Genomic DNA, 17,134 nt, shown 5'->3' with positions numbered 1-17,134 from the left:
CGCGGCATCACCGGTCCTGAGCGATCAGCGCGTCGATTGCGCGTATGATTGACAGGTGATCTTGATCGAGCGTGCATACCTTCTGACCTAGCGCCTTAGCCGGCAGCGAGACAAGTTGAAGCGTGTCCATGACAACGACTTGATTATCCACTGTAAAAGAAGGGTTCAGTTGCCGGTCAAGTATTCCGAGCTCGCTACGAAGAACAAGGGGAACGACGATACGGTGAGTCGAGGATTCGAAACGATCACTTTGGATGACCAGCACGAAAGGAACCGAGTTGCGTGTGCGGCCTTGGTTCAGATAGACGTCGAACTGGCCCATCAGGGTATGTAGCCGTCAGGAAGCAAATGTCTGTTGTGCTCATCAGCGAAATTGCCCTGCTTGGCGTGGAACTCGTTCCAAGAGTCGCAGACTTCCGCCCAATGCCGTTCGTCTTCCGCCTTTCTGCGCCGCTCCTCCTCCACCGCCGAAATTAGCAGCTTTTCGACATAATCGGAAAGGTTGTCGGTGTGTTCGCGGACAGCGCGGACGAGATCCTCGTTAAGTGTCATGTTGAATCGCGCCTTAGAGGGCGTCGATATCGTAAGCCTTCGTCGTTCCAATCCGCATCGACTTTTCCTCCCGTCGAGCAGTGTGTGATGCGTATTATGATGCGCATCATCTTTTTAGCAAGCGCTACCGGGGGCCGAAGACATTGGCGTGTGGGGACAGTGTCTGTTGGGCCGTGGCCCAACATCTCCGGAGCGCCGGTCATCCGGCTCGGCATAGGCCTATGGTTTTCCATGCGGAGGAAATTTCGCTTCGAAAAGCAGTGTCTTTGACAGGGTAATGACAGGTTGTTCTGTTATAAATCAGTCGACGGGCAGGTCAACTGAAGTCAGAAAGCCGCTTCGACAAGTCTACCGGAAAATTAGTTTCAGTTGAGTCCTGTTGACGGAACAGAAGTTCCGTTCTTCACGGCCCGACCGTGCTCGCAAACGACCATAAACATGGCCATAAACAGGGGAGGACGACATGCAGGTCACGGGAATGCTCCATGGCGCCAAGCTGCTGCAATTCGCCGGGTTTCCGACGTCGGAAGTCCTGGGGCCGGCGGCTTCGGAAGGCGAGATCAAGGACCTGATCGCCCGGCACGGCTCCGTTTTCGTCAAGCCGGTCTTCAAGGGCGGCGTCGGCAAGAAGGGCAAGGCGGGTTTGCTGGGGCGCGCCAAGGACCTTCAGACGGCGCTCAAGGAGAAGGAACGGCTTTACTTCGCCGAGCACAGGGTTGGCAACAATTTCTACAAGGCCAACGGCGTGACCTTCGAAGGTGCGGTTCCTGCCGAACATGAAGTCTATTTCTCTATTACGGACAGCACCCGGTTCCGTGCCCCGACGATGACGCTTACCCATCACGGCGGCGTCGATATCGAGGAGATCGACAAGAGCCTTGTCGCCAGCATTCCGTTCGATCCGCTGACCGGCCTTAAGGCCTTCGTGGTCGCCAATGCGCTGACCGAACTGAAGGCGCCGAAGCAGATCATCTCTCCCCTGGTGCAGCAGCTGCCCAAGCTGTGGGAGCTGTTCCACAATTTCGGCATGACCACGCTGGAGCTGAACCCGATCCGGATGCGGGCCGACCGGCAGGGGCGGCTGACGCCGGTCGCCTGCGACTTCAAATGCGGCTTCGACCGCGACGATCCGCGCTGGGGCCGGCTGAACCTGCCGTCCGACCTGTTCGCGGTGGACTATTCCGACTTCGAGCAGGAGATCAACCAGCTCCGCACGTACCAGGGCCAGAGCGACGTCTATGTGATCAACCCGGCCGGGACGATCCTGGCGCCGACTTTCGGCGGCGGCGCCAATTCGCTGGTGACGGAGATGCTGGGCGACAACGCGATCATCTCCTCCGACTTCGGCGGCAACCCGCCCTACGAGAAGATGCGGGAGGTCGCAAGGATCTGCTTCAAGCACTGGCTCCGGCAGACCAACGTGCTGTTCATCATCGGCGGCAAGTCCAACAACACCGACATCTTCGAAACCTTCCGCGCCATGGCGGATGCCCTGCGCGAGCATTTCAGCGCGCATGGCCCTACCCCGCTCCATGTCGTGGTCGGTCGCGGCGGGCCAAACCTGATCCGGGGCATGGGCGCGATGCGCGACACGCTGGAGGCGCTGGGAGTGCCCTATCACATCTTCGGCTTCGACAGCGACATGAGCGAAGTCGTCGGATTCGCCCGGCAAATAGACGAGTGGATGAAGGCGGGCGGGCGCGACCAGATCGCGGCCAGCCTGAAGAACGCCCGCGCGGCGGCCTGAAAAAATCCGGGAGGAAACGACGATGTTCAAGCAAGGTTTCGGCGAGTTCAAATACTATGTCGGCATCAATTCGCTGTCGCAGATCGCGACGAGGCAGGACCGGGTCTGCGTGCTCAACATCCTGGGCGGCGAGTCGAAGGACGTTACACCCGTCGGGCACGTCTATTCCGGCGGCAACGTCGTGTTCGGCACGTCACCGGGACGGAGCGGCCAAGTGCTGGAAACGTCGCTGGGGGACGTTCCCGTCTATAACAGCGTGCGCGAGGGCATGCAGGCGGGGCACCGCTTCAACTGCGGCGTCGTCTACCTGCCACCATCGGCGGCGCGCGACGGCGTGGCGGAGCTGATCCGGGTCAACCCGGAACTCAACAAGATCTTCATCGTCACGGAAAAGCTGTCGGTCCACGATGCCCGCGAGATCCGGGCGATGGGTCAGCAGAACGGCATCGACATCTTCGGCGGCAACAGCCTGGGTGTCGCGGATGCCTGGAACGAGGTGCGTATCGGCGGTGCTTTGGGTGGAGACAACCCGGCGGAGGCGCTGAAGAAGGGCTCGATCGCAATCCTGTCGAACTCCGGCAACTTTACGACGACGATCGCGACGTATCTGCGGATGGCGGGCTGGGGCACGACGACGGCGATCTCCAGCGGGAAGGACATCTACATCCACTATGCGGCGCCCGAGTTCGCCTTTGCGTTGGCGAACGACGCGCGCAGCAAGGCGGCGGTGCTTTATGCCGAGCCGGGTGGTCATTACGAGCTTGAGGCCGACTTCAACAAGCCGGTGGTCGCCTGCGTTGTCGGGCGCTGGAAGGCGAGGCTGACGCGGGCTGTTGGGCACGCAGGCGCCATGGCGGGCGGAGACGACGACGCCGGGGCCAAGGAACAGTGGTTCATGGCGAAGTTCGGCGTCGACGGCATCTTCACGCCGGAGAACCCGGTGTTCTCGGCAAGAGGCGCCGTGGTCACCAACATCGCCCATATTCCGATGGCGCTGACCGCCGTGATGCGCGAGAACGCGACCCGGCCGGACTTCCCGCCGGAAGGCAGCCTGGCGCTGAAGCCGTGGTTCGCCTCGACGCGCGGCATCTCGCTTCCCGCAGCGCTAGACCTGCCGGTGGTCGAGGCGGTGGCGCCGTACAACGAGCAGATCGCGCTGCTGAACCGGCAGGTCGGCACGGTGTTTCCGCGCCAGACGCTGAAGGACGCATCGGGCGCGTCGCAACTGGACCCGAAGACCCAGGTCGCCAGCCTGAACGGCGTCACGATGCTGGACGCGGCGCAGAACCCGCTGGAGACCAACATCGCCCTGGCGCTGGTCCATGAGGCGGGCGGCGACAACGACCGCGCACTGGTCAATGCGGCGGTCGGGTCGTTCCTGAACCTGCACGGCACGCCTGTCCTGGTGGCGGCTCAGGCGTCGCGGGAGGACGGCAACGCGCCTAATGCGGTGATGGCCGCGGCAGCCTGCCTGATCGGTCCCAGGCGGGTCGAGCCGGCGCGCCGCGCAGTGCGGTTCCTGGTCGATGCTTTTGCCGGAGCCGGCTTGAAGACGGCACTGGACGAGGAATTCGACTTCGGCGGCGTGGTTCCGGACGAGGCGATGCGCGGCGTCTTGGTGGGGAAGAAGGAGGATGCCGAGGCGGCGGCTTTGCTGGCGGGGCTGCGGGAGCGGGGTGCGCGGTCGGTCTTCGTGCGCTATCTGGAAAGCCTGGGCAGGCACCCGACGGCGGATGGAGTGCTGGCAGCAATTTCAGCGACGCTTGCCTGGGGGCCGCTGATGCGGAAGCGGATTTCCCTGCTGTCGGTCGAGAACCTGCCATGGGGGATAAAGCTTGTCGGCACGCTGCTGGGGGCGTCGGTCCCAGCGAACCAGCACGAAGCCGGACGCTTCTGCGGTGTTTCGAATGAGGAAATCCTGGGACGTCGGTCGCTGACGGAGGTGGCCTATCTGGGGCTGCTGGGGCAGGAACCCAGGCCCGAGGACCTGTTCGTCTTCCAGACCTTGATCGGGCTGCTGCTGACCAACGGCCCAGGCGCCATCAGCATCCAGGGCGTCAAGGGTGCCGTGTCGGCCGACGGGCCGGAAACGCCGGAGCGGGTGCAGTTGAACAAGGCGCTGGTCGGCTTCCTGTCGCACAGCGGCTATGCGCATGGCGGCAACGGCTACGAGGGCATCGCCTTCCTACTCGACCAGTTCCGCGACGCCGACCTGAACGATCCGGGCGACAGCGGCCACGGCCTGGACCTGAAGGCCCTGGCGGTGCGCTATACGGAGGTCTACGCCCAGTACAAGTCGAACCGGAAGACGGCGGGCAGCCTGGACATCCAGAAGATCCCGGGAGTCAACCACCCGGTGTTCAAGGACAAGCCGGTCAACCACGACCCGCGCGAAGTCTTCATCTGGGACTTGATGCTGGACCGGGGCGAGTACAACGTCTTCCACGACTATTACCGCGCCCTGGTGCAGGCGCTGTTCGACGCCGGCGTTTCCCGCACGGTCTATTGCGTCAACATCGACGCCGTGATCGCGGCGCTGCTGCTCAAGATGCTGTGGCAGCCCTACCGCAGCGGCGCGTGCCCGGCGGCGGCGCTGGAAACGGCGGCTTTCACGCTGTTCCTGTACGCCCGCATGATCGGCAGCCTTGCGGAGGCGGATGACCATCTGAACCGGGGACGCAACATGGATACCCGGACACCGGCCTCGCAGTGCAAGTTCGTTGCGTGAGACCGATCGTATAGTTGTTGCCGGAAGGTATTGAAGTGCAAGTCGGGGCATGACGAGTGACAGCGCCATTATTTCAATCTTGTCATGCCCCGACTTGTGCCCGGACTTGACGGCAAATCGACCACGAAATTTCTAATCTCGCAGCCGCAACTATATCCGGCGGTTCTGGTTCATGGGGGCGAGCTTTACGCGCTCATGAACCAACAGGGATACCAATGCCAGACTTGACCAATTCTAGCCGCACCGTCGAGACGGGCGATCATACGGTGCTGGGCGCTACATGGACTGGCGAGGGGACCAACTTCGCCATCTTCTCCGCCCATGCCGAGCGCGTGGAACTCTGCCTGTTCGACGAGAAGAGCGGCGAGGAAGTCGAGCGGATCACCTTGCCCGAATACACCAACGAAATCTGGCACGGGTTCCTGCCGGGCGTCGGTCCGGGCACGCTCTACGGCTACCGGGTCCACGGTCCCTACGATCCGGAGAACGGTCACCGCTTCAACCCCAACAAGCTGCTGCTCGATCCCTATGCCAGGGCGCTGCATGGCGAGGTCGAGTGGTCGCCGGCCCATTTCGGCTATATCCTGAACGACGAGGAAAAGGACCTGTCGTTCAACGCCGACGACAGCGCCAAGGGGACGCCGAAGGGCATCGTGGTCGACCCCAACGCCTACGACTGGAAGGGCGACGAGAAGCCGCGCATTCCCTGGGCGAAGACGATCTTCTACGAGACCCATCTGCGCGGCTTCACCAAGCGGCACCCCGCCGTCGCCGAAAACCTGCGCGGCACCTTCGACGGCATGGCCGACAAGGCGATCGTCGACTACATCAAGAGCCTGGGCGTGACCTCGGTCGAGTTGCTGCCGATCCACGCATTTCCCGATGACGAACACTTGATGTCCAAGGGCCTCACCAATTTCTGGGGCTACAACACGATGGCGTTCTTCGCGCCCGAGCAGCGCTATCTGGGACCGGGCGGGCTGAACGGCTTCCGCGACATGGTGCGGACGTTCCACGACGCCGGGATCGAGGTGATCCTGGACGTCGTCTACAACCACACCGCCGAAGGCAACGAACTGGGGCCGACGCTGTCGTTCAAGGGTATCGACAACTTCAGCTACTACCGGACGATGCCGGAGGAGCCGCGCTACTACATCAACGATACCGGCACCGGCAACACCGTCAACACGTCGCATCCGCGCGTCCTCCAGATGGTGCTGGATTCCTTACGCTACTGGGCGACCGACATGCATGTCGACGGCTTCCGCTTCGACCTGGGCACGATCCTGGGGCGCGAGCCGCACGGCTTCGACCAGCGCGGCGGCTTCTTCGACGCGGTCGGGCAGGACCCTGTCCTGAGCAAGGTCAAGCTGGTCGGCGAGCCGTGGGACATCGGGCCGGGCGGCTATCAGGTCGGCGGCTTCCCGCCCGGCTGGGCCGAGTGGAACGACAAGTACCGCGACACCGTCCGCGACTACTGGAAGGGCACCGAGGGCGTCATGCAGGACCTGGCCGCACGGGTGACCGGGTCGGGCGACGTCTACGACATCCGGGGCCGCCGGCCGTGGGCGGGCGTCAACTTCATCACCGCCCATGACGGCTTCACCCTCAACGACACCGTCTCGTACAACGAGAAGCACAACGAGGCGAACGGCGAGGACAACAAGGACGGCCATTCGGACAACCGGAGCTTCAACTACGGCGCCGAGGGCCTGACCGACGACGAGGGCATCATCGCCGTCCGCGAGCGCCAGAAGCGCAACTTCCTGGCGACGCTGCTGCTGTCGCACGGCACGCCGATGATCCTGGCGGGCGACGAGTTCGGCCGCTCCCAAGGCGGCAACAACAACGGCTACTGCCAGGACAGCGATATCTCGTGGGTGGATTGGGAAGGCATCGGCGACAGCGGCAACGCGCTGATGGCGTTTACCCGCCGGCTGATCGAAATCCGCCAGTCCCAGCCGATCCTGCGGCGCGAGAGCTTCCGGGACGGCATGGCGGTCAACTGGTTCAATCCCGGTGGCGGCGAGCAGACGCCGGAGCATTGGGAAGACGCCGGCGTCAAGTCGATAGCGCTCCGCCTGTCGCGCGACGACCTGACCGGCGAGGGCGAGTGGAACGACGTCATCGTCGCGTTCAACGCCTTCGACGGTCCGGTACCGTTCAAGCTTCCCGAGCGGGAAGGCCACGTCTGGAAGGCGGTGATCGACACCAACGCGCCGGATGGCGAAGGCTTCGAGACGCCGGGCGGCGAAGAGGCCGTCGAAGTGGCGGCGCGGTCGTTGGTAGTGTTCGTCGCATATTCCGCCTGAGAGACTGTCCCGTTGATTCTCCTTGCCGGCGGTTGAAAGCCGCCGGCAAGGAGACTGGGATGCGGAGCGGGATATCATCAACCCCTGTTGACCGGGTAGCTTACTCTCATCGCCGGATCATACAATAGAGCTACCTCTAATGGTTAAATCATAGTACTATCCTGATGAGAGCGATCGCTCCATGAAGCGAACGGCACGGATGGCACGCTGAGGGTCGTCTGTTGGCCGGTCCTGAATGGGCATGGCTACACAGATGGATGTACTGCCCATGGATGATGTGCCCTACCAGTTTCCAGCTTATGTCGAACTGAGGCGCGACATCGTCATCAACAGCGACCTCTGGTCGGAAACGTCGAAAATCCTGTCCGCCGACTTCGGATTCGAGGGTATCATCGGCATCCCTGGCCTGACGACCGCCGCCGATCTCAACCGTGCCGTTGCGGCGGGAGCGGGCGTGAACGGAAAGCTCGCCACACTCACCCCGACGCCCCCGCTGCGCAATCTCACCTCCGCCGTTCCGGTCGCCGGCCTCCTGGCGGGCGGTTACGGGGCGACGGTCGTCCAGGGCGACGCCCTGCCCGTCGTGTTCAGCTGGCCACTGCTGCCGAGCACGGTATCGCCGACCGACATCGCGATCCGGCTCAATACCGGGCAGGTGGTGACGCCGTCGGCGGCGGCTCTCAATCCGAACTACGACTACAACGAACGGAACGTGATCGTCGTGTTCGGCCAGTTCGGCAACCGGCTTGCACCGGGGACACCGGGGGCGGTCTATCCGGTTTCGGTCGAGATCGTCGCGGACGACACGCCGCTGAAGGTGATCGGACCCAACGGTCCCCAATCCGCCGTCGGCCTGACGGCGGCAAGCCGCAATCCCTACGTTGCCGGTCCCGCCATGCTCGGCGCCCGGCTGACATGGTTGTCGTCGGTCGGCGATTTCGCGCCCGCCTCGCTCGGCGGCAATATCCGGAACGACGGCGCCTCCCTCTATCCGGGCAATGCAGTCTACCGGCTCCGGCTGCTGACATCCGGCGGGTTCTCTCCGGATGGCGTCAGCGGCAAGCTGCCGAACGAATTCGCCCGCTATTTCCGGCTGGAGGCCAGGAACGCCAGTGGGCAGATCGTGGCCATCGACCGTGACGGCGTGAGCTACGACCTCGGTCCCGGCATCGGGTCACTGAAAGTGCTGGGCTTGGCCGAACTGGGGGCGCCGGCCAACGGCACCACCAGCGTCTACGGCCCCTACTATCGGGAAGACCACGACAACCTCATCGACATCATTCTGAGCGGTGACGAAACAGCCATCCGCAGTCTCGTCAACGTCGTCCTCCCGACCGCCGCGGTCACCGGCTACAGCGACATCTATACTCCCGGCGGTCCCGGCACCACCCCCAAGCCGGGAACCATCTACACCAAGCCAGCTCTGCCGCAGACCATCGCCATCGATGTCAAACTGGACGAACAGGGGACGGTGAACCATGCCGCCCAGATGGTGGCCGACTACGACGCCGCCGACGGACTTCCAGTGGTGTTCCGGCTGCACCACCCCGGCACCGCCGACACCATCTACACGGCGAGCACCAAACAGGCCCGGTCCCTGATCGCACGGGGCTACGTCGAGCAGGGCGTCCCCTTTTCCAACGAGCCGAACCATAGCGCCCTGATCGGTGTCCAGGAGTTCCATTCGGCGGCCGGGACCGACCACATCTATACGGCCGATGCCGCGGAAGTCTCCCGCTTGCGGCAGGCCGGCAGCGGATATGCGGACCAGGGCACGGTCTTCACCGCGATCGGTAAGCCAGCCGCAGGAGCCGGGCCGATCTACCGCTTCCACTCCGCCGCGTTCGGGGACCACCTCTATACGCCGGACCTGACGGAAGGCTTCTCGAAGAACGGCTACGCCTATGAAGGCATTTCCTGGTACTCCGCCGTCCTGCTTCCCGGCTTGAGCGGCGACGTGGTCTTCGACCGGTCGGATGCGCTCGACTTCAGCGACGCGCTGACCGGCGCCGGCACTCTGACGAAGCGGGGCACGGGTACGTTGACCCTATCGGCTTCCAACAGCATGACCGGGACCAACGCCATCGCGGACGGCGTGCTGAACGTCACCGGCAGCCTGACCGGAAGTGCCACGACGGTGGCGCGTGGCGCGACGCTGACGGGAACCGGGACCGTCGGCGCCGTGACCGCGAGCGGCACCATTGCACCCGGTGCCTCCATCGGCACGCTGTCCGCGACCGGTCCGGTGACGTTCGAGAGCGGCTCGGCCTTCGCGGTGGAGATCGGCCCTGCCCAAGCCGACCGTCTCGCAGTCGCCAGTTCGGTGGCGCTGAGCGGCGGTACCCTGCGTATCCTGCCACAGCAGGGGTCCTATCTCACCGGGATGTCCTACGATGTGATCACCGCGACCGGCGGGATCGCCGGCCGTTTCTCGACGGTGGACGTGGTGAACCCCGAGCGGCTGCGCGGACTGGTCCTCAACGCCGGCAATTCTGGCAGCGCCCTGCGGCTCAGTCTGGCAGACGACGTGATGCTGACCGGCGGACCCGATACGGTGACCTTAATCGGCCGGTCCCTCATGTCCGGAATCACCGGTCTCGGCGCCGACGACACGGTCGTGTTTCTCGGAGCCTCCAACAGCGTGAAAGGCGACATTGCCGGCAGTGGCTCCCTGGTGGTCGGATCGAGCGATGGCGCCGCGACGACGCTGGCGCTGGAAACCGGCACGCAGTCCTTCGGCACGGTCGTCACCCGGCCAGGTGCTACGCTGGCAGTCAATTCCCGGCTTCAGGCGCAGTCGCCGCTCCTGAACGGCGGCACCCTCGGCGGTGACGGGACCGTTTCCGGGATGGTGGTCAACACGGGAACGCTGTCTCCCGGCAACTCGCCGGGAATACTGACCGTCGACGGCTCGATCATCAACTTCGGCGACGCGGCGGCGCTGCGGATCGAGGTGGATGGGCCGACGGCGGGCAGCGGCGATGGCTTTCACGACCGGATCGCGGTGACCGGAACACCCGGCAGTTTCACGGCTTCGGGCACGCTCGTCCCCGTTACCCGAGGATTTGCCGAAGCCGAGGCATCCGGATACACGCCCGCCCTGGGCCAGAGCTTCGATATCGTCGGCGCCACTGGCGGCGTTCTGGGCGGCTTTTCAGGCCTGACCCAGCCGGCGACGGGCTTGCCGGCCGGCACCCGGTTCGACGTGTCCTACGGGACGGACAGCCTGTTCCTGGCGGTAACGCCCGCGTCCTACGCGTCCCTGGACGGTCTGACCGCCAATCAGCGGGCGGTGGCGGACACCGTCGAGGCGTTGCGCCCGGCAGCGGGAACGCGCAGCGGCACGGATCGGGATTCCCTGTTCAACTCGCTCTATCTCACCACGGCGCCGGCGATCCCGGCGGCACTCGATCAACTCTCGGGGGTGGTGCATGCGGAAGCGGTGACGGCGACGCTCGGCACCGGGCGCCTGTTCGGCGAACTGCTGGCCGACCGGACGGCGGCCGTCCGTGGCGGCTCGGCCGGTACGGCGATCGGGCCTCTGACGTCCTTCTCGCTGGGAGCAACCGATACCGGGACCGCCGGCGCCACGACTCCGGCCGGGAATGGATCTGCGGAGGGCGGTTCGATGAGCGATCCCGCGACACCGAACGTCTGGGGCCGAGCCGTGGCACGATTCGCCAACATGACCGGCGACGGCAATGCAGCCGGCTTCAAGTCCACGACCGGCGGCTTCGCGTTCGGCCTCGACGGCAAGATGGCGCCCGACATCGATCTGGGGGTGGCCTTCGGCTATTTCCGGACGGATGTGGACGCGCGGGGTAATGGCGGAAGCATCGACACCGACAGCTATGCGGTGGCCGCATACGGCAACTATTCGACCGGGGACTTATTCGCCGACGGCTCGCTGAGTTACGCGCTTTCCGATTACGACAGCCGCCGGCCGATCCGTTTCGGCGGCATGGACCGGACTGCCGATGGCTCAAGCCAGGGACACGGCTTTGGCGCGGCCTTGGCCGTCGGCTACACATGGCGAACACAGGGCGCGATCGTGGAACCCGCGGCTTCCGTGCGCTACGACCGGATCAGCCGGAACGGCTTTTCCGAATCCGGTGCCCAGTCCCTGGGGCTGGCCGTCGGCGACATGACCATGGACACGGTCAGGACCGGTCTCGGCATCCGCGCGGCCAAGCGTTACGATCTCGGCGGCATGGTGGCGGAGCCGGAGGTCAGGGTTCGCTGGGACCATGATTTCCTGGACCGCGCCGCCGACAGCCGAGTTACGCTGGCCGGGGCTCCCTTCCAGGTGTCGGGCACCGAGGCCGGTCGCGACGCGGCCGTGTTGGGTACCGGGTTTGTCGCCTACCTGGAAAACAGCCTGGAAGGCTTCGCCGGCTACGATGTCGAACTGCGCGACGGCTCGTCGGCGCACCGGGTATCGGCGGGCCTGCGCTACCGCCTTCCGTAACGAGGGTTCCAGCCCGTAACCTTCGGATGCCTTGATCCGGGCATATCTCCTTCCAGGAGCGATCCGGCGCCGTTTCGATAGCCCGCAATAGCCCGTTATGCCAAAAGGCATTCCCGTCCGACATGTCGCATAGCACCATTTATCCGCGATAAAGAGTTAATTTTATCTTTATCGCGTTCAATTTTTCGTGCAGTGTTTCTCCAACGCGGAAACGAACGCGTCACGAAATACCGCCCCGGATTACGCAGCCTTTCATTCCTCTAATGTTTTCGGAGACCGCCGCCATGACCTCGTCCCGCACCGTTCTGATCGAGTCCAACCAGCTTTTCCGTCAGGGTCTTAAGCATCTTCTGGCCGATACCCGCTTCGCGGTCGAGGTCGAGTTCGGCACGACGGCGCAGGCCCTGGCGAACGCCGAAACCGCTGCGGCTTCCGGCATGGTGATCACGGGATTGGCCGGCAAGGAGCCGGGCGACCTCGACATGCTGCGCAACGCCTATCCGAACGCCCGCATCGTGGTGCTGGCCAGCGACCTGTCGGTGGACACGCTGCGCGACGCCATGACGTCGGGCGCCGACGGTTTCCTGATGAAGGACGTGTCGCCGGAAGCCCTGATCCAGTCGCTTCAGCTGATCATGCTGGGCGAGAAGGTGTTTCCGACCAACCTCGCCGCGATGCTGCTCGACCTGAACAGCACGCCGTCGCCGGTGAACTCGCTGCGCGGCCTGTCGCCTCGTGAGCAGGAAATCCTCCAGGCGCTGGTGACCGGCGCCAGCAATAAGCTGATCGCGATCAAGCTCGGCATCACCGAGGCGACGGTCAAAGTCCACCTGAAGACCCTGCTGCGCAAGATCGACGTCAACAACCGCACCCAGGCCGCGATCTGGGCGATGAACAACGGCTTCACCGCCGGCGATGCGGCGGCGCCGACCCGCAATCTGCACGCGATGTCGGCCTGATCGCCGGCGATCGATACCCGGTCAGGCCGCTTCGGACAGGGCGTATCTCCGGCAGTGTTCGAGATAGGCGGCTTCGTGGATGGAGAGCAGGTCGACGACGCTGGACCAGAACCATGACGGCGTGTCCAGCGTCGCCGACCTCGACCGGCCAAGCTCCTGCCGCCACTTTTCGCGGGTGTCCGCGTCCATCTGGCGGCCATGGGCTCGTCCGACGACGCCGCCGAGATAGCCGGCCAGTGCGACGGCCTCCTGCTCGGTCAACTGTTCGACCTCGATCTTCAGGTCCTGCGGCATCAGCTCCCTCAGGATGACGCCAGTGTTCAGCAGGCGGGCGGGGATCATCCGTTCGCCCAGGTGAGGCGACAATTCCCGCGCGCCGGTGACCACCCGCAGGGCGTTGTCCCGCGGCATCGCCACGCCGGCGGCGCGCGGAGCCGCCGCGGTGACGCCTTCCTTGACGTCCATCAGGCAAAGGTCGCTTCTTCTGCCGTCGCCGATCCGAAGCATGACGGCGAAACGCAGGCGTCCAAGCGAACTGCACCCCTTCATCCAATATGCAGCATCGACCATGCGGACCGCATCGGCATCGCCGTGGCCCTGAAGGCGTGCGATCTCGGCCCGGATTTCCGGTGCGCCGAACAGGCTGCGCAGGGCTTCCTCTTCCTTCGGGGCCAGCGCCCAGAACTTCTTGCCCAGCGGAACCATCGGCTTGACCGTGTCGAGACGTTCTTCGGCAAGATGACGCCACCGGCGGCGCACCGCCCTGGCCAGCAGGTCCTGGATGATCTGCGAGCGGTGGTTCCTGTCGCGGGCGCCGTCGAACGATCCGGCGAGCGCCTGCTCGTAGCCGGCGGTCAGGTTTTCGAGCACGCGCGCCGTCGTGACTCCCGGCAAGTCGGCGCCGCGCGCCGCCGAGGCCAGGGACAATCCCAGCCGGATCAGGTCATGCGCCGGATTGCCGATCACGGTCTGGTCGAGATCGCGGATCTGCACCGCTACGCGGCCCTTGGCGTCAGCGAGCGGCCCCAGGTTGCCGACATGGCAGTCGCCGCAGATCCAGACCGGCGGCCCTTCGGGCACCCGGCCGAAGCTGGCATCCAGCCACTCGTAGAACTTGACGGTGCTGCCCCGCACATAGGCGTGGGCGGAACGCGCCATCTTGAGGTTGCGGGTCCGCCGCAGGGCTTCCGCCCGCTCCTCCGGCGCCGTCACGCCCGAACTCCCGCCGCGACGGACGCGGCGCCGACGATGAGATCGCTTTTGCTGAACATGACAATGCCTGAGTTGATGCACACACCATAACGTGCGGATGCCCGTCCCGGTTCACGGCGCCGGTTTCAAATGCAAAGATTGTTTTTCGGCGTCTCCGGATGCCCTCAGTGTACGGTGTCTCAAGGCATGGCTTTCAGGAAGGCCCTGACGACGGCGGCGGAGTTCTCCGAGGCGAGCTGAAAGAAGGTCTGCATCTCGTTCTCGCCGTCGCCTCCTCCCGCCAGATCGGACAGGCTGCGGAAGGCGATGAACGGCGTTCCGTTGGCATAGGCGACATGCGCGACCGCTGCACTCTCCATGTCGAGCACCGAGGCGTCGAAGGTTCGCGCGGTGTATTCCCGGAACGCCTTGTTGTCGACGAAAGCCTGCCCCGAGACGCCGTTGCCGCCGACCACCACCTTGGGCCGGTGCGAGAGGCACCGGTTGTCGGCCGTACACTGCGCCAGTTCGGTCGCGGCGGCGGTGGCCTTGGCTACTTCCAGAAGCTTGGCATCGACCGGGAACCAGGTCTTGCGCTCGGGCTCCGCCTTGCCCCTGGCGATCTCGACGGATTGCGGAAAGATCATGCCGAAGTTGGCCGAACGGTCGGCGAAGGGAGGCAGTTGGTATCCGCCGGGCGTTTCGCGGGCGAAGACCGCTTCCAGATACTGGCTCCACGCCGACGGCACGACGACGTCGCCGATCTTGAGGTCGGGATCGACGCCGCCCGCGATGCCGGAAAACACGATCCGGTCGATGGTGAAGCGATCGAGGGCAAGCTGGGTCGTCATGGCCGCGTTGACCATGCTGATGCCGCTGAGGAACAGGACCACGGGCTTTGCCTCGATCGTGCCGGTAAGGAACACCGTGCCGTTGACGACATGCTCCCGGCGGTCCTCCAGGTTTGCCTGCAAGGCAAGCCATTCCGGCTGGAACGCCGACACGACGGCGGAACGGGGCGTCGTGTCGGGGAGAGCCGGTTCCGCTTGGGCACCTTGTCCGATGACGCAAAGCGCCATGCCCCCAAGGGTTCCCAGAACAGGCCGAAGGATCGTCGATGCGGCGTTCTGCAAGATCATGAAGGTCGACTCCCGTTGGTGCACATAAAGGCGGCATCGCTGCGAAGGAACATGGTCACCTTAACTTCCAAGAATGGTCGTTCAAGAGACTTTCATTCTTACATTGCTGTTTCGGATCTGCGTGCTGGAAATCGATGACGAAGACGCGGTTGTGGACGGCTTCTACTTTTGGGTTTTCCTTTGAGGTCTTGTATATCGATGCCAGCACCATGTAGAGCATTCGCTCTCTCCTTGTCCCAGTAGTAATACTTGCCGTTTGTGGTAATTCCTTCATCACGAGACCAAATATAACCCGTTGTTCGTCCTTAAAATATTACGCTAAATCGGAATAAAAACTGGTCAACGAAGATCGGCCCGATGGTAATGTCTTCACGGGATTGGATGGAGTAGTCAGGTCCGATTCCACGCCCTCAGCAAATCCATTCTTCAAAATTCCACAATCATTGCGGTATCAGGGGGAGTACATTAAGATGAATCATGGGTCGATTCAGAGAGTTTCCGCGCCCAGGGCGCTGTCGAGGCTTTCGGCCAAGTTCCTTTGCCTGATGCTGTCCATGGGACTGGCGGGCGCCGGACCGGCTGCCGCGGGCGACGACCGGTTTTCGTGCCGGGATTTCAGGGGCTACCGGATCATCGACCTCAACGAAAACTCATATCAGGAGACCTTCGTTTTCCGCTCCGACGAGGATGTGCTGTTCCTTGGGCCTGATTCGCCGAGGCGCAAGCATCTTCGCATCGACGGCGGCCGCCACGTCGCCGTGCTGGGCGGCAGCTTCGCGCCGTCCTACGGCTACAACGCGCCGACGGCGGCGATCGGGACCAAGAACCAGTCGGGGTCGATCTGGATCGAGGGAGTGTCGATCGACAACGAGGACTCTTACGGAAGCGACGGCATCGTCTTGAACGCGGCGGGCGCCAAGGCCATTCCGGCGACCGTCCTGAACACCTCCATCGTCAACGTCCAGGGAACCGAGGGCGGACGTCACGGCGACATCATCCAGCCCCAGGGCCGGATCAGCCTGCTCGACATCGAGAACCTGGTCGGCAGCACGTCGTATCAGGGGCTTTTCCTGACGCGCCAGGAAGGCGTGTCCTATGGCGGCAAGGTCGAGCGGATCAAGCTGAAGAACGTCCAGCTCGAACACCTTCCGGGCGGAGACAAGCGTTGCCTGTACCTGATCGCGGTCGGCGGCAATCAGCAGATCGAGCTGGACAACGTCTATCTGACACGCCAGCCCCATGTTTCGCACTGCTCCGGCGGCTCCTTCTTCGTGCAGAACTCCGCCAAGGTGACCGGCAGCCCCGAATACGGCGAGCCGGAGAGCGCGGAACTGTCCGGAGCCTCGGTCACCCGCGTATCCAGCAGCGGCGGCAGCAAGGGCAAGGCGGTGGCGGCGAGCTATCGGGCGGCTTCGGGGGCGGCCTGCGGTCAGTAACCCCGGACGCCGTCCGCCGGATCAAGCCGCCGGGTCCAGCCGGCGCGACCAGAAAGCCCGGTCGTGCCAGCGCCGTTCCAGCCCGTACCACGCCCATAGATGCACCCGGTAGGCGTCGTGGATTTCGGTCAGGCCGGCCTGATAGTCCGGCAGGGCGGACGCGTCGCCCGCAAGGTGGCGGTCGGCGGCTTCGGCGGCGGCAAGGCCGGTGTAGAGCGCGTTGAAGATGCCCTGCGACGACAGGGGGTCGAAGCCCAGCGCCGCATCTCCTACCGCCAGCCAGCCGTCGCCCGCCGCCGGGGACAGATGGGTGCTGTGGGCGGTGCAGAAGCCGGCGGGGCCTTCCGCACGGAAGCCGCTGCCCGCCAGCACGCCGGACAGGAACCCCCGCGCCGCAGCCCGCCTAGACAGGGCCGCGCCGTCGCAGGCATCGGTCGCCGCCGGCAGATCGGCATCGGTGTGGAAGGCCAGGACGCGCCGGCATCCCGGCAAGGGCGCCGTGTACCACCAGCCGTCGGGTTCCGCCTCGATATGGGTCAGCCCCGATTGACGGCCATCGGCGTCGCGGCCATGAAGCCAGCCGCACACCAGCCGGTCGCCCG

The 17,134-nt window shown here is 64.4% G+C and carries 11 protein-coding genes; 6 read left to right on the top strand and 5 right to left on the bottom strand.

All coding sequences use genetic code 11. The annotated features are described in order from the left end of the window. Positions 1-7: 7 nt before the first annotated feature. A complete protein-coding gene (locus N826_RS16760) occupies positions 8-322 on the bottom strand; it encodes a CcdB family protein (protein WP_044430713.1) in 315 nt (104 codons plus the stop codon). Continuing rightward, entirely contained in the window at positions 322-603 is a 282-nt protein-coding gene (locus N826_RS16755; RefSeq protein WP_280178445.1) for a type II toxin-antitoxin system CcdA family antitoxin, read from the bottom strand. The genes N826_RS16760 and N826_RS16755 overlap by 1 nt, the downstream gene beginning before the upstream one ends. 412 nt (positions 604-1,015) lie before the next feature. Between N826_RS16755 and N826_RS16750 the strand changes: the two genes are divergently transcribed. The 5 genes from N826_RS16750 (at position 1,016) to N826_RS16730 (ending at position 12,766) form a co-directional block, all read left to right on the top strand. After that, positions 1,016-2,299: an ATP citrate lyase citrate-binding domain-containing protein gene (locus N826_RS16750; RefSeq protein ID WP_044430709.1), complete on the top strand. Its 1,284-nt coding sequence runs from the start codon at positions 1,016-1,018 to the stop codon at positions 2,297-2,299. Between the two features lie 22 nt (positions 2,300-2,321). Next, complete coding sequence (locus N826_RS16745; RefSeq protein ID WP_044430707.1) at positions 2,322-5,027, top strand: CoA-binding protein; 2,706 nt, start codon at positions 2,322-2,324, stop codon at positions 5,025-5,027. A gap of 215 nt (positions 5,028-5,242) precedes the next feature. Further along, positions 5,243-7,339 carry a glycogen debranching protein GlgX gene (glgX, locus tag N826_RS16740; protein WP_044430706.1) on the top strand — a complete coding sequence of 699 codons (2,097 nt, stop codon included), beginning with the start codon at positions 5,243-5,245 and terminating at the stop codon, positions 7,337-7,339. Positions 7,340-7,607: 268 nt separating this feature from the next. Beyond that, positions 7,608-11,807, top strand: a complete 4,200-nt coding sequence (locus N826_RS40145; protein WP_052831459.1) for an autotransporter family protein — start codon at positions 7,608-7,610, stop codon at positions 11,805-11,807. A gap of 284 nt (positions 11,808-12,091) precedes the next feature. After that, positions 12,092-12,766, top strand: a complete 675-nt coding sequence (locus N826_RS16730) for a LuxR C-terminal-related transcriptional regulator (protein ID WP_044430892.1) — start codon at positions 12,092-12,094, stop codon at positions 12,764-12,766. Positions 12,767-12,787: 21 nt separating this feature from the next. Here the strand turns inward: N826_RS16730 and N826_RS16725 are convergent, their stop codons facing one another. Next, the gene (locus tag N826_RS16725; RefSeq protein ID WP_044430705.1) at positions 12,788-13,978 is read right to left on the bottom strand and encodes a DUF2252 family protein; all 1,191 of its coding nucleotides are present in this window, start codon (positions 13,976-13,978) and stop codon (positions 12,788-12,790) included. Positions 13,979-14,157: 179 nt separating this feature from the next. Further along, positions 14,158-15,096 carry a 5'-methylthioadenosine/S-adenosylhomocysteine nucleosidase gene (locus N826_RS16720; RefSeq protein WP_084720822.1) on the bottom strand — a complete coding sequence of 313 codons (939 nt, stop codon included), beginning with the start codon at positions 15,094-15,096 and terminating at the stop codon, positions 14,158-14,160. A 470-nt stretch (positions 15,097-15,566) separates the two neighbouring features. Between N826_RS16720 and N826_RS16715 the strand changes: the two genes are divergently transcribed. Beyond that, positions 15,567-16,532 carry a hypothetical protein gene (locus N826_RS16715; RefSeq protein ID WP_044430703.1) on the top strand — a complete coding sequence of 322 codons (966 nt, stop codon included), beginning with the start codon at positions 15,567-15,569 and terminating at the stop codon, positions 16,530-16,532. 21 nt (positions 16,533-16,553) lie between these two features. Here the strand turns inward: N826_RS16715 and N826_RS44205 are convergent. Further along, positions 16,554-17,134 (bottom strand): NAD(P)/FAD-dependent oxidoreductase (locus N826_RS44205; protein ID WP_044430702.1); only part of this gene is annotated, 581 nt, incomplete at its 5' end.

Origin of the sequence: Skermanella aerolata KACC 11604 (assembly GCF_000936425.1) — a bacterium.
In the GTDB taxonomy this organism is placed as follows: Bacteria; Pseudomonadota; Alphaproteobacteria; order Azospirillales; family Azospirillaceae; genus Skermanella; species Skermanella aerolata.
Note: the sequence above shows the minus strand (reverse complement) of the source record. Positions and strands in the feature narration are given on the sequence as shown.

Coding starts and splice junctions, on each gene's coding strand:
- N826_RS16760 (WP_044430713.1), bottom strand. CDS start 322: ATGGGCCAGTTCGACGTCTATCTGAACCAAGGCCGCACACGCAACTCG.
- N826_RS16750 (WP_044430709.1), top strand. CDS start 1,016: ATGCAGGTCACGGGAATGCTCCATGGCGCCAAGCTGCTGCAATTCGCC.
- N826_RS16745 (WP_044430707.1), top strand. CDS start 2,322: ATGTTCAAGCAAGGTTTCGGCGAGTTCAAATACTATGTCGGCATCAAT.
- glgX (WP_044430706.1), top strand. CDS start 5,243: ATGCCAGACTTGACCAATTCTAGCCGCACCGTCGAGACGGGCGATCAT.
- N826_RS40145 (WP_052831459.1), top strand. CDS start 7,608: ATGGATGATGTGCCCTACCAGTTTCCAGCTTATGTCGAACTGAGGCGC.
- N826_RS16730 (WP_044430892.1), top strand. CDS start 12,092: ATGACCTCGTCCCGCACCGTTCTGATCGAGTCCAACCAGCTTTTCCGT.
- N826_RS16720 (WP_084720822.1), bottom strand. CDS start 15,096: ATGATCTTGCAGAACGCCGCATCGACGATCCTTCGGCCTGTTCTGGGA.
- N826_RS16715 (WP_044430703.1), top strand. CDS start 15,567: ATGAATCATGGGTCGATTCAGAGAGTTTCCGCGCCCAGGGCGCTGTCG.